General features: G+C 54.4%; 10 protein-coding genes. All 10 read left to right on the plus strand.

The window, feature by feature from the left end:
• Nucleotides 1-19 precede the first annotated feature (19 nt).
• The 10 genes from rpsA to KGA89_RS26510 all read left to right on the plus strand — a co-directional run bounded on the left by rpsA (nt 20) and on the right by KGA89_RS26510 (nt 13,490).
• On the plus strand, nt 20-1,711 hold the full coding sequence (gene rpsA, locus KGA89_RS26465) for a 30S ribosomal protein S1 (RefSeq protein ID WP_058543229.1): 1,692 nt from the start codon (nt 20-22) through the stop codon (nt 1,709-1,711).
• Between the two features lie 226 nt (nt 1,712-1,937).
• A complete protein-coding gene (locus KGA89_RS26470; RefSeq protein WP_013692555.1) occupies nt 1,938-2,216 on the plus strand; it encodes a hypothetical protein in 279 nt (92 codons plus the stop codon).
• Nucleotides 2,217-2,353: 137 nt separating this feature from the next.
• Nucleotides 2,354-2,650: an integration host factor subunit beta gene (gene ihfB / locus KGA89_RS26475; protein ID WP_003218804.1), complete on the plus strand. Its 297-nt coding sequence runs from the start codon at nt 2,354-2,356 to the stop codon at nt 2,648-2,650.
• A gap of 24 nt (nt 2,651-2,674) precedes the next feature.
• Nucleotides 2,675-2,914 (plus strand): lipopolysaccharide assembly protein LapA domain-containing protein, encoded by a 240-nt coding sequence (locus tag KGA89_RS26480; RefSeq protein WP_223472923.1) that lies wholly within the window; start codon nt 2,675-2,677, stop codon nt 2,912-2,914.
• Nucleotides 2,915-3,635: 721 nt separating this feature from the next.
• Nucleotides 3,636-5,078, plus strand: coding sequence for a mannose-1-phosphate guanylyltransferase/mannose-6-phosphate isomerase (locus KGA89_RS26485; protein WP_223472924.1), 1,443 nt, complete (start codon nt 3,636-3,638; stop codon nt 5,076-5,078).
• A gap of 126 nt (nt 5,079-5,204) precedes the next feature.
• On the plus strand, nt 5,205-6,566 hold the full coding sequence (locus KGA89_RS26490) for a phosphomannomutase (RefSeq protein ID WP_263292862.1): 1,362 nt from the start codon (nt 5,205-5,207) through the stop codon (nt 6,564-6,566).
• 147 nt (nt 6,567-6,713) lie between these two features.
• Nucleotides 6,714-7,508, plus strand: a complete 795-nt coding sequence (locus KGA89_RS26495) for an ABC transporter permease (RefSeq protein WP_223472925.1) — start codon at nt 6,714-6,716, stop codon at nt 7,506-7,508.
• Nucleotides 7,505-8,722 (plus strand): ABC transporter ATP-binding protein, encoded by a 1,218-nt coding sequence (locus KGA89_RS26500; RefSeq protein WP_223472926.1) that lies wholly within the window; start codon nt 7,505-7,507, stop codon nt 8,720-8,722. Before KGA89_RS26495 ends, KGA89_RS26500 begins: the two co-directional genes overlap by 4 nt.
• Nucleotides 8,719-10,287: a class I SAM-dependent methyltransferase gene (locus KGA89_RS26505; protein WP_223472927.1), complete on the plus strand. Its 1,569-nt coding sequence runs from the start codon at nt 8,719-8,721 to the stop codon at nt 10,285-10,287. Before KGA89_RS26500 ends, KGA89_RS26505 begins: the two co-directional genes overlap by 4 nt.
• Nucleotides 10,287-13,490 (plus strand): glycosyltransferase, encoded by a 3,204-nt coding sequence (locus KGA89_RS26510; RefSeq protein WP_223472928.1) that lies wholly within the window; start codon nt 10,287-10,289, stop codon nt 13,488-13,490. Before KGA89_RS26505 ends, KGA89_RS26510 begins: the two co-directional genes overlap by 1 nt.
• The last annotated feature ends 13 nt before the right edge of the window (nt 13,491-13,503 follow it).

The raw sequence follows: 13,503 nt of genomic DNA on the forward strand, positions 1-13,503 counted from the left end.
CTAATCAACAGGAATTAAAATGAGCGAAAGCTTTGCGGAACTCTTTGAAGAAAGCCTGAAAACCCTGAACCTTCAGGCAGGCTCCATCATCACCGGTGTTATCGTTGATATCGATTACCAAGCTCGCTGGGTAACCGTTCACGCTGGTCTGAAGTCTGAAGCACTCATCCCGCTTGAGCAGTTCTACAACGACGCTGGCGAACTGAACATCAACGTCGGTGACGAAGTTCACGTTGCGCTGGACTCGGTTGAAGATGGCTTTGGTGAAACCAAGCTGTCCCGTGAAAAAGCCAAGCGCGCTGAATGCTGGATCGTTCTGGAAGCGGCTTTCGCAGCTGAGGAAGTGGTCAAGGGCGTTATCAACGGTAAGGTTAAAGGCGGCTTCACTGTCGACGTTAACGGCATCCGTGCGTTCCTGCCAGGTTCCCTGGTTGACGTCCGTCCAGTGCGCGATACCACGCACCTGGAAGGCAAAGAGCTGGAATTCAAGGTCATCAAGCTGGACCAGAAGCGCAACAACGTTGTCGTTTCCCGTCGCAGTGTCCTGGAAGCCGAGAACTCCGCCGAGCGTGAAGCTCTGCTGGAATCGCTGCAGGAAGGCCAGCAGGTCAAGGGCATCGTCAAGAACCTCACCGATTACGGCGCATTCGTCGATCTGGGTGGCGTCGATGGCCTGCTGCACATCACCGACATGGCCTGGAAGCGTATCAAGCATCCTTCGGAAATCGTCAACGTTGGCGACGAGATCGATGTCAAGGTTCTGAAGTACGATCGCGAGCGCAATCGTGTTTCCCTGGGCCTCAAGCAACTGGGTGAAGATCCATGGGTCGCTATCAAAGCCCGTTACCCAGAAAGCACTCGCGTCACCGCTCGTGTTACCAACCTCACCGACTACGGCTGCTTCGCTGAGCTGGAAGAGGGCGTTGAAGGCCTGGTACACGTTTCCGAAATGGACTGGACCAACAAGAACATCCACCCTTCGAAAGTCGTACAAGTCGGCGACGAAGTGGAAGTCATGGTTCTGGACATCGACGAAGAGCGTCGTCGTATCTCCCTCGGCATCAAGCAGTGCAAGTCCAACCCATGGGAAGACTTCTCTGGCCAGTTCAACAAGGGCGATAAAATCTCCGGCACCATCAAGTCGATCACCGATTTCGGTATCTTCATTGGTCTGGACGGCGGCATCGACGGCCTGGTTCACCTGTCCGACATCTCCTGGAACGAAGTGGGCGAAGAAGCCGTACGTCGTTTCAAGAAGGGTGACGAGCTGGACACCGTTATCCTGTCGGTTGACCCAGAGCGCGAGCGCATCTCCCTGGGTATCAAGCAACTGGAAAGCGATCCGTTCTCCGAGTACGTTCAAGAGAACGACAAAGGCGCAATCGTTAAGGGCATCGTGAAAGAAGTTGACGCCAAAGGCGCCATCATCACTCTGGCCGACGATATCGAAGCGACTCTGAAAGCCTCCGAAATCAGCCGTGACCGCGTTGAAGACGCGCGCAACGTTCTGAAAGAAGGCGAAGAAGTAGAAGCCAAGATCATCAGCGTTGACCGCAAGAGCCGCGTAATCCAGCTCTCCATCAAGTCGAAAGACGATGCTGAAGAGAAAGAAGCAATCCAGAGCCTGCGCGACAAGCCAGCCGCTGACATTGCTGCTGGTCCTACCACTCTGGGCGACCTGCTGCGTGCACAAATGGAAAAACAGAACTGAGTTCTGTCAGACCATAGAAAAAGGGCGACTTCGGTCGCCCTTTTTTGTGCCTGCGAAATTTCAAGATTCTCTGCAGGTCGCTGCCGATGACAGTGTTGATTCGGGGCGCTGCGAAACCAACCCATCAACCCAGCTGTCTCTTTTATGAAGCGGATCAATAATCTATTCAGGGCGTGGCTCCGACTTGTATAAGTGATCGATCCGGACCCCTGTCTAAAGGAACTGAATGAACAAGCTCTTTCTGGTATTGAGTGTCTTGGTGCTGGCAGCTTGCTCTACGAGTGCCAAGACCCACGCAGTGCGTGGTGTCAGTGGTATCGAGGTCGACTGCTCGGGGTTGGGTTCCGGCTGGGAGAAGTGCCACAAGAGAGCTGCAAGAGAGTGCAAGGGGGCTGGCTACAAGGTGATTACCCGATCCGACGACGCGAAGGATGAAGATCAGTACCCCTTTGGTTTCAATCCGGCTGGCTATCTGACTCGTACGATGCTGGTCATCTGTCGGTAGTACCTCCCTGCTTGCGCGGAAAGAGGCTATTGGGGGAGTCAAGAAGAATGTCAATACTTGGGCTGTTCAAATCCCTCCGGTCATGCTAAAACCTTTTCAAGCGATTTTCCTAGCTGCTTGAAAAAGAAGGGAAAAATATGACGAAGTCGGAGTTGATCGAACGAATTGTCACCCATCAAGGGCTACTCTCATCCAAGGATGTGGAGCTGGCCATCAAGACCATGCTTGAACAAATGTCCCAGTGTTTGGCTACGGGTGATCGTATTGAAATCCGTGGTTTCGGCAGCTTTTCCCTGCATTACCGCGCCCCGCGGGTTGGGCGCAATCCCAAAACGGGTCAGTCCGTCAGCCTCGACGGGAAATTCGTCCCGCATTTCAAGCCGGGGAAAGAACTTCGCGATCGCGTGAATGAAGATGAGGAGGAGGGGGTTTGACGGGCACCACACAAGGAATGATTCATGCGTAATCTCAAGCGCGTCCTGCTCGCGGTGTTTGTACTGCTGGTGATTTTGATTGTTCTAGCCTTTGTCCTGGAAAACCAGCAGCCGGTTGCCTTGTTGTTCCTGGGGTTGACGGGACCACAGTTGCCTGTATCGGTCATCACTGTTGCGGCGCTGCTGATAGGAATGTTGATCGGTCCGTTACTGGGTTGGCTGTTGGGGCGTATGTCGCGGGCATCGCGAAAGCGTCTTCTCTGATCTCTGTTGCGAGTACCTGCTCCAGTCAGTGCTGTATCAAGCTGAGCTGCGCCGAACTTCCTGGCTTGGACGGGGCGGCACACGCCTCATTACGTGGCAAAGACTCTTGCTACCAATATTTCCTATGGTCAGTGTAGGGAGCGCCTGTGTTCTGCCAGCAATAGGCTTGCGGTGCGACTCTTTTTAGCTATCACGTGTCTGATCTCGAGTTTTTTTGCGTTTTAGATGACCATTTCATACATGCCATCGAGAAGCGCGAAGGTTCGATGATGGGCGTGCCTCGACCAGATTGCCTATTGACAGCGGATGGATTTGCTCCTCAAAACGCTCAGCTCAAGCCGGGTCTCCGAAGGTAGGTGTTGTAGAGGGGTGATGCTATTTTGATGGCATGTCTTTATGTTTTCCCAGCGATTTTCTATATCTATTTGGCGCATGAGTATTAATTTCCGGCACTGCATGTAAAATGACCGATAGAAAATTTAGCCCGTTTAGAACCATTGAAGCTGGTTTTCCCATCATTGTTCTTTTCCGCGCTACCTCCTTGCTGAGGTCCTCCGATGACCGGATAGGCCGAAATACGATGACGCGATAGGGCGGATCGGTTGGGGCGTGAAGCTAATCACGCAACATGTGCATCGATGGTGATGCAGAAAATGATTGGAAACATAACTGCGCCCGCTTTCTGAATGCATCTACCAGAAAGGGTATTAAGGATTAGAGTATGGAACTGATTCCCGTAATTTTGTCTGGTGGAGTGGGCAGCCGGTTGTGGCCTGTCTCTCGTGAAGCCCATCCAAAGCCATTCATGGATCTGCCGGATGGTCAGAATCTGATCCAGAAAACCTTTCTCCGTGCGTCGCGACTCAAAGGTGTTGTTGAAGTTCTAACGGTGACCAACCGTGAGCTCCTGTTCAAAACTGAAGATGAATACGGCGCAGTCAATACCCTCAAGCATGCCCAAGGTTTCATCCTGGAACCATTCGGCCGAAATACCGCCGCAGCCGTCGCTGCGGCTGCGCTCCACCTGGAAGCCACCCATGGCCCTGATGCCCAGATGCTGGTGCTGGCTGCAGATCATTTAATTAAAGATGAAAAAGCCTTTGGTGCGGTCGTAGACCACGCAATGGCTCTGGCCGCCGAGGGCTGGCTGGTGACCTTTGGTATCCAGCCGACCTATCCTGAAACAGGTTTTGGTTATATCGAAGCACAAAAAAATGCGCCGTTGACGGGGGGCTTGAAGGTTGCACGCTTCGTAGAAAAGCCCGATCTGGAAACCGCACAAAGCTATGTCAGCGCAGGCAATTACTACTGGAACTCCGGAATGTTTTGCTTCCGCGTGGGTTCCGTGCTCGAAGAACTCCGTCAGCATGCTCCGGACGTCATGGCGGCCGTCAGCAAGACGATCGAGGCGTCACGCCTCACCTCGTCTAAAAATTACCGCTGCCTGGCGCTGGACGCTGAAACCTTTGCCGATGTTCCTGACATTTCCATTGACTATGCACTGATGGAGCGGTCCTCGAACGTAGCGACCATTCCTTGCGATATCGGTTGGAGTGACATCGGCTCTTGGAATGCCGTGAGTGAGTTGACCGAGCCTGATGAAAACGGCAACCGTTTCGAAGGCGAAGTGTTGTCCCACGGTTCTCGAAACAATTACGTCAACAGCGAAGATCGGCTGACTGCGTTGGTTGGTGTTGAAAACCTGTTGGTAATTGACACGCCGGACGCGGTAATGATTGCCCATAAAGACCACGCCCAAGACGTAAAGCATATCGTCAATCAACTGAAGGCGTGCCACCACACTGTCCATCTGTTGCACCGCACAGTCCATCGCCCATGGGGGACTTATACCACGCTGGAAAATGGCGAACGCTTCAAGATCAAGCGCATCGTTGTGAAGCCCAAGGCTTCTCTATCCCTGCAAATGCATCACCACAGAAGTGAACATTGGATCGTCGTCAGCGGGATGGCTCTGGTCATCAATGACCAAGAAGAATTGATGCTGAACACCAATGAGTCCACCTTCATTCGTGCTGGCCATCAGCACCGCTTGATGAACCCGGGTGTCATAGACCTGGTGCTCATTGAGGTGCAAAGCGGTGATTATCTTGGTGAGGACGATATTGTTCGTTTCGAGGATAATTACGGTCGCGTCGATAAGTAACGACATTGAGCCCGATGCGAGCCCTGCGCCTTGTGAGGGCCGCGCGCCAGCGGCATTAGGCCCTGGCGGTCCATTCTTTCCGGTGCCGCCTCTGGGCGGCATCGGACATTTCAGCTAGCGAGTAGTATGTATCCTCCTATCGTGACGCAATGCTTCAAAGCCTATGACATTCGTGGTCAGATTCCAGCTCAACTCAACGAAGACATCGCCTATCGCATAGGTCGTGCACTTGTGGCTGAGTTGCAGGGAAAAACCTTTGTGGTCGGCCAGGACATGAGACTCGAAAGCCCGCCCCTGGCGACAGCCCTGATGCGCGGTATTACCGAGGCGGGCGCCGATGTGATCGACATCGGGCTGTGTGGCACCGAGGAAGTTTATTTTGCCACCAGCCATTACAAGGTCGACGGCGGTGTAATGATAACCGCCAGTCACAATCCCAAAGGCTACAACGGCATGAAACTCGTCAAGGCCGAGTCTCGCCCTATCAGTGGCGACACTGGTCTCGACGCCATTCGCCTACGCGTCGATCAGGGAGACCTGGGCACCGTTGCGGCACAAAAAGGCGCGGTTCGTCAGGCCTTCGACAAGACTGCCTACATCGACCATTTGCTCACTTACGTCGACGTCAGCGCCCTAAAGCCTCTCAGGATTCTCGCCGATCCGGGTAATGGCGCTGCAGGCCCTGTGCTACAGGCGCTGGCTGCACGACTTCCGTTGCAGTGGGTGTTTATCAACGAGGTGCCTGATGGCCACTTTCCGAATGGTGTTCCGAACCCGCTGCTACCTGAAAACCGTGAGCTGACTCGTCACGCACTGCTGGCAAATCAGTGTGACATGGGCCTGGCCTGGGACGGTGACTTCGATCGATGCTTCTTCTTTGATGCGGATGGTCGGTTCATCGAGGGTTACTACCTTGTCGGCTTGCTGGCCGAAATGCTGCTCAAGCAACACCCCGGCAGCAAAATCATCCACGACCCGCGCCTGACCTGGAATACTATCGAGCAGGTTGAGCAGGCGGGTGGTATCGCCGTTCAGAGCAAAACCGGACATGCGTTCATCAAGGAACGCATGCGCGAGGAAGACGCGGTATATGGCGGGGAGATGAGTGCCCACCACTACTTCCGCGATTTTGCGTATTGCGATAGCGGGATGATTCCATGGTTGTTGGTGGCAGCATTGATTTCCGAAACGGGCGAAACGCTTGCGCAGCTAGTCGCGAAGCGAATCGAAGCGTTTCCGTGTAGTGGGGAGATTAACTATCGCGTGACGGATGTGAATGAGACCTTAAGAAAGGTGCTCGAACACTTCCGGCCGAGCAATCCGCTTGTTGATGAAACCGACGGGATCAGCCTTGAGTTTGGCGATTGGCGCTTCAGCCTGCGAGGATCCAACACGGAGCCATTGCTACGGTTGAATGTGGAGAGTCGTGCGGATGAAAAACTTGTTGTGCGCTATGTGGCGGAAATTGCTGGTTTGATCCAGGGATAAGTAGTTTAAGTAGATTTGATCTGGATTCTCATCTCTGGGAGCGCAACCGTATCGTTTGCCGGAGGCCTTGAGCCTTAGCTGTAAATCCCGTGATTCAGGATCGCCACGAGTGAAGCAACTTGGCTTTACTTTTACCAGGAGTCAGGAATGTTGGAGTTGTTCAAAAGCCTTTGGGATTACCGTGGGTTCGTTTTTTCATCCATTCATAATGAATTTTCTGCCCGTTTTGCTCGTAGCCGTTTAGGCGGTCTGTGGATGATTATCAACCCTCTGGCCCAAGTCGCCATTTATGCTCTGGTGCTCTCCAACGTGCTGGCAGCAAAGCTTCCCGGGATCGACAACAAGTATGCGTACGCCCTCTACTTGATGGCGGGCATGCTGGCATGGAGCCTATTTTCGGAGATCATCGGTCGCTGTTTGACCTTGTTTATCGACCAAGGCAACCTCATGAAAAAGATGCGCTTTCCGCGTATTACCTTGCCGGTAATTGTCGTGGGATCGAGCCTGCTCAATTATGTGTTGTTGTTTGTTGCGCTGTTGGCGGTTTTTGCTCTGTTGGGTCAATGGCCGCACCTTGAAATGCTATGGCTCATCCCGTTGACGCTTGCAGTCACTGCTCTGGCAGTTGGCATAGGCTTGATTCTCGGCGTTCTGAACGTTTTCATTCGGGACGTAGGTCAAGTGGTACCCATCCTGCTGCAAGTCTGGTTCTGGTTCACCCCGGTGGTTTACCCGGTCAATATTATTCCTGAAAACTTCAGAAGCTACATGGACATGAACCCCATGTTCCCGATCGTCAGCGCTTACCATGACATTTTGGTATACGCCAAAACCCCCGATATCCAGCAAATTGCAGTGACCACTGTTATTGCCTTGGGCTTGATGCTGTTGGGGCTTTTTATGTTCCGCCGGGCCGCGCCGGAAATGGTGGACGTGTTATGAGCCTGCTAACCGTAAACAACCTGGGCAAGGCTTATCGCGTCTACGCCTCTGAACTTCAGCGCATTGGCCGTTGGTTTGGGCTGCCCACCAAACCCAGTGAAGAGCATTGGGTGCTCAAGCACATCAACTTTTCCATCAGGCCGGGAGAAGCCATCGGTATCGTTGGCCAAAACGGTGCGGGAAAATCTACGCTGCTGAAGATGATTACCGGAACCCTGCAACCCACGGAGGGCAGCGTTCAGGTTAATGGCCGCATCGCTGCCATTCTCGAGTTAGGCATGGGTTTTACCCCTGATTTGACCGGTCGCCAGAATGTGTACCACGCCGCCGGTTTGATGGGCTTTGGCGCTGAGCAGATCCACCAGGCCATGCCAGAGATCGAGGCTTTTGCCGAGATTGGCGAATACTTCGACCAAGCCGTGCGTACTTATTCAAGCGGTATGCAGATGCGCGTGGCGTTTGCCGTGGCGACAGCGTTTCGTCCAGACATCCTGATCGTCGATGAAGCCTTGTCGGTGGGTGACAGTTATTTCCAGCACAAGAGCTTTGAGCGTATTCGCGAGTTTCAGCGTCTGGGCACGACGTTGTTGATCGTGTCCCACGACCGAGGCTCGATCCAGGCGTTATGTGACCGGGCGATCCTGCTCGAACACGGTACCGTGATCAAGGATGGCGCGCCGGAAGAGGTGATGGATTACTACAACGCTATTATCGCGGCCAAGGAAAACGCCACGGTTACAGTCATCCAGCGCGAAGATGGCAGTGTGCAAACTCGCTCTGGCTCGGGCGAGGCAAGCATACGTTCGGTTAGCCTGCACAATAGCGTGGGAGAGCCGATCGAATACGTACAAGTTGGCGAAAATGTCAGCTTGAAAATTGATGTGCAGATCAACAGCGATATCCCCGAGTTGGTTACCGGTTACGCGCTCAAGGACCGTTTGGGCCAGACGGTCTTTGGCACCAATACGCATCACTTGGGCTGCAAACTGGAGAGTCTGGCGGCGGGGCAGACAATGCAGTACCGCTTCGACTTTGAGGCTAACTTGGGAGTGGGCTCGTATTCAGTGGCGGTTGCGCTGCACACCACCCAGAATCATATTGCCTGTAACTTCGAGTGGCAGGATCTGGCACTGGTGTTCAATGTGGTGAATGTCTCCAAAACGGAATTTGTTGGGCTTGCCTGGTTGCCGCCAACAGTGGAAAACAGCAAATGAGTAAGAATTTTTACCGGGCGTTTGAAGATATCCATCGCGGTAGTCGCGACTTGATCAGGAAACGTCAAGAGGTCTATCTGCCTTTTATCAACCCGCTCAAAGCATTGTACCCGCAGTGCCTGGCGCTTGATTTGGGTTGTGGCCGTGGCGAATGGCTGGAGTTGATCCAGTCGCAAGGCTTTTTACCTCGTGGTGTTGACGTCGACGAGGGCATGCTGCAGGCATGTCAGGCGCTCGGCTTGCCTGCCGAGTACGGCGACGCGCTGGAGGCGCTGGCCGCGCTGGGCGATGAGAGTCAAGTGGTGGTGTCGGCGTTCCATTTGGTTGAGCACATACCGTTCACCAGTTTGCAGCAGTTGGTCAGTGAGGCGCTACGGGTGCTCAAACCGGCGGGTCTGTTGATTATGGAGACGCCGAACCCGGAAAACCTATTGGTTGGCACTAATTCTTTCTACCTCGACCCGACCCACGAAAAACCCATACCACATTTGTTACTCAGCTTTTTGACCGAGTACACGGGATTTTCGCGCTCCAAGTTGGTCCGTCTGCAAGAGTCGGCTGCGTTGCATGACGTGCCGCAACTTACCTTGATGGAAGTGTTGGACGGGGTCAGCCCGGATTACGCGATCATTGCGCAGAAGACGGCGGGAGTCGAACAGTTGGCGGTTTTCGATCCTTACTTTGACCGTACTTACGGTTTGAGTCTGGAAACCTTGGCAGAGCGTTATGAACAACACCTGGAGCGGCGCTTCCGGGCAGCGCTTGAAGACAGCTCTTTGCAGCAAATACAGCACCTAAAGGAAATACAGCATGAGGTTGCCGGCATGTCAACCGAGTTGCAGCGACAGAGGGTCGAGCTGTCAGCCGAGTTGCAGCGCCAGAGTGTCGAACTGTCAGCCGAGTTGCAGCGCCAGAGTGTCGAGCTGTCAGCCGAGTTGCAGCGCCAGGGTGTCGAACTGGAAGCCGTGTCGCAGCACCAGAATGTCGAGCAGGTAGCCGAGTTGCAGCGTCAGAGTGTCGAACTTGAAGCCAAGTTGCCGCGCCGGAGCGCTGAGCTGGAAGCCAAGTTACAGCGCCAGATTGTCCAATTGGAAGCGGAGTTGCAGCAGACCCGTCAGCAGCGTGATGAGGCGTTGGCCCGGACTCACGAATTTTGGCTACAAAGTTGCGCCGATAACAGCCGCGTGCAAGCGTTGATGAGGAGCACTTCCTGGCGCCTTACTGCGCCTTTGCGCCGGTGCACAAGGTCCGTGCGCTGGTTGGGCAGTAGCTTTGCCCGTTTGCTGAAAAGCGGGGCGCGTCGAATCGTGGTCGCAGGGCTGCGCCATACCCTCGGGCGCCCGGCTTTGCGTCGGCGACTCAATGCCAGCCTGAATCGTTATCCCCGTTTGCATGAAGCCCTCAAGCGCTTCGCCCTCAAGCGTGGGCTAATGGTCAGCGCATCTGTTTCTCGCCATGAAACGACGAACAGTGAAGTACCGCAGCACCTGGAGGGCCTGTCGGCGGGTGCTCGCCAAGTGTATTACGATCTGAAAAAAACTACCGAACAGAAGGATCTGCGCTGATGCGTATTGTTATTGATATGCAGGGCGCTCAAGCCCGTCTCACCCGGCTCGACTCCTCGTGCTACATCACCAGATTGGCACGCGCGTTAGCCCTACAGTCAGGCGAACATGAGGTCATCCTGGCCCTAAGTGGGCTGTTTGATGGGACCATCGAAGCGATTCGCGCGCAGTTTCATGGAGTTTTGCCGTCCGAAAATATCCATGTGTGGTCGGCACCTGGCCCGGTGAATCGGCTTGATCCGGATAACGAAGGACGGGCGAAAGCCGCTGAGTTGATCCGTGAGGCGTTTCTGGCCAATCTCAAGCCCGATTTGGTGTTGCTATCCGATGTGTTTGATAGCGCTGACAATGAGTTGATTTTGACTATCGGCGTATTGGAGCAGTCCATGCGCAGTGTCGTCGTGTTGGAGTCTTTGGGTAAGTCCCATGCTGGCGAGGTGACGCCACGGGGCTTGTATCGGGCGCAGCAGATCCAGCAAATCCGTCGTGCAGAGCTGGTGATGGTCATACCGCCGCTGGATCCTCAATATGTCAGCCAGGCGCTGGGGGTGCCTGCTGTTCAGGTTAATGCTCTATCGGCGAACCCCGCGACCGGTTTCGAAGAAGAGTCATTGCAGGAGGACGTTGGGGCTGTCTTAGCGTTGTTGGCGCGAGGGACCATGCGACAGGGGAATGTCAGCACCAGTGGTTTGCGACGGAAGTTGGCTTATGTGTCGCCACTGCCACCCCAAAAAAGCGGCATCGCCGGGTACAGCGCAGAGTTGTTGCCCGAGTTAAGCCGCTATTACGACATCGATGTGGTGACCGATCACCCCCAGGTCAATGATCCTTGGATCCTGGCTAACTGTCAGGTGCGCTCGGTGGAGTGGTTCCGCCAAAACGCCTCGCGCTACCAGCGGGTTATTTACCACTTCGGTAATAGTCCGATGCATGCCTTTATGTTTGAGTTACTTGACGAGATTGCTGGAGTCGTCGTCTTGCACGACTTCTATCTGAGCGATGTTCAGTGGTATTGCCAGGTCCATGGGATAAAACCCGATGCCTGGATTAAAGAGCTGTATCAGGGACATGGCTACAAGGCGGTGGATGACTTTCATCGGGACGGGGTGCATAGCACGTTGTCCAAGTACCCGGGCAGCCTGGGGGTGATTAATCAGGCACTAGGAGTGATCGTGCATTCGAATTACTCCGAGTCGTTGGCGCGTCAATGGTATGGTGAAAGGGCTCGCTGTTCGGCGATCCCACTTCTGCGTGTGCCTGCGATGAACCAGGACCGCGAGCGCGCCCGTGCAGCCCTGGGCTTGAGCAGTGACGATTTCGTTGTGTGTAGCTTTGGCTTTATGGGCAAGACCAAGCTTAATCATCGATTGTTGGCCGCGTGGGAAAACTCCCCGTTGCTCCGCCAGGACTCCAACTGCAAGTTGTTCTTCGTCGGTCAGAACGAGGCGTCAAACTATGGCGAAGACATCGAGCGGCTAATCAAGGAACGCCAACAGCCTTCTAGCGTCAGCATTGTTGGTTGGACCGACGCGTTGACCTATGAGCAGTATCTAGCCGCTGCAGACGTGGGTGTGCAGTTGCGTGAACTGTCGCGCGGCGAGACCTCAGCGGCAGTGCTCGATTGTCTCAATTACGGTCTGGCCACGATCATCAATGCCAATGGTGCCATGGCTGATCTGCCGGATGACGTGTTGATCAAGCTGGAAGACGATTTCAGCGACGTGCAACTGACTCAAGCCTTGGAATGGCTCCGCAGCGAGCCTGCGGCTCGTGCTGGTCTGGGCGATCTAGCCGCCACATATGTGCGAAGCGCCCATGCGCCCGCATTTTGTGCCCAGCGCTATTTCGAAAGTATTGAAGCCCATTATCTTGATTACAGCCGTTATCAGACGTTCACGTCGGCGGTGGGGCATGTCGTCACTGATTATAGCGAGAGCGTGGATATCCTTGCGATGTCCAAAGCCATTGCACTCAACCAGCCGCCGGCCGTTGGCTTGCGCCGCATATATGTTGACGTCTCTGCCATGATACGGGTTGATTTACGCACCGGTATTCAGCGTGTGGTCAGGGCATTGCTGCTGGCGCTGATTGAATCGCCGCCTGCTGATTATCTGTTTGAACCGGTTTTTCTGAGCGATAGCGGGGGCGATTGGCATTGGCGTTATGCGCGCAATTTCATGCTTTCGTTGATGGGCTGCCCGACCGGATGGTTACTCGATGAGCCAGTAGATATGCAACCTGGCGAGCAATTCCTGGGCTTGGACTTCTCTGGCTCCTTTATTGTCGAGGCAGGCAAGCGCGGGGTATTCTCCCGTTTGCGCGAGCGTGGGGTGAAGACTTCTTTCGTAGTCTATGACCTGATCCCGATCCAGTTCGAGGAGCACTTTCCTGCGGGCACCAAGGAAGGTCATGCCGATTGGCTATACGAGGTTTCCAAGGCCGATGCAGCGCTATGTATCTCTGCCTCGGTGGCTACTGACCTGCAGCGCTGGGTTGCCGTCCATGGCGCACCCCGTTTGTCTCCCTCTCCCTTGCAGACGAGTTGGTTCCACCTAGGTGCTGATTTGGCCGCATCGATGCCGTCCAACGGTTTGGTGCAAGGCGCCAATGAGGTGCTTGAATGCCTGCGTAGCGTACCGAGTTTCTTGTCGGTGGGCACGATTGAGCCGCGCAAAGGGCATACCCAAACTCTTGCAGCCTTCGATCTGCTATGGGACCAAGGTGAGCAGGTCAATTTGGTTATTGTGGGCAAACAAGGCTGGATGGTTGATGCGTTGTGCGCGCGCTTGCGCAACCACCCGCAATTAAACAAGCGTCTGTTTTGGCTTGAGGGTGTCAGCGATGAGTACCTGGAAAAAGTCTATGCGGCGGCGTCCTGCTTGCTGGCCGCTTCGCAAGGTGAAGGCTTCGGATTGCCGCTGATTGAAGCTGCGCAGCATAAGCTGCCGATCCTGGCGCGTGCCCTGCCGGTGTTTCGAGAGGTCGCCGGCGAGTATGCGGCGTTCTTCGAGGGTGACAGTGCGAAGAGCTTGGCCGACGCAATTACTCAGTGGTTGGAGGATTATCGTGACGGCTCAACCATTGAGTCAGTTAACATGCCATGGCTAACCTGGAAACAGAGTGCTGAGCAATTCAAACGCGCTTTACTCGCCCCCCAATCTCCTCAGCCAGTAATAAACAAGACGACTGCGCAATACGCGTGATAATTTTTTAAGC

It is taken from the genome of Pseudomonas sp. A-RE-22, assembly GCF_019956035.1.
Taxonomy (GTDB): domain Bacteria; phylum Pseudomonadota; class Gammaproteobacteria; order Pseudomonadales; family Pseudomonadaceae; genus Aquipseudomonas; species Aquipseudomonas brassicacearum.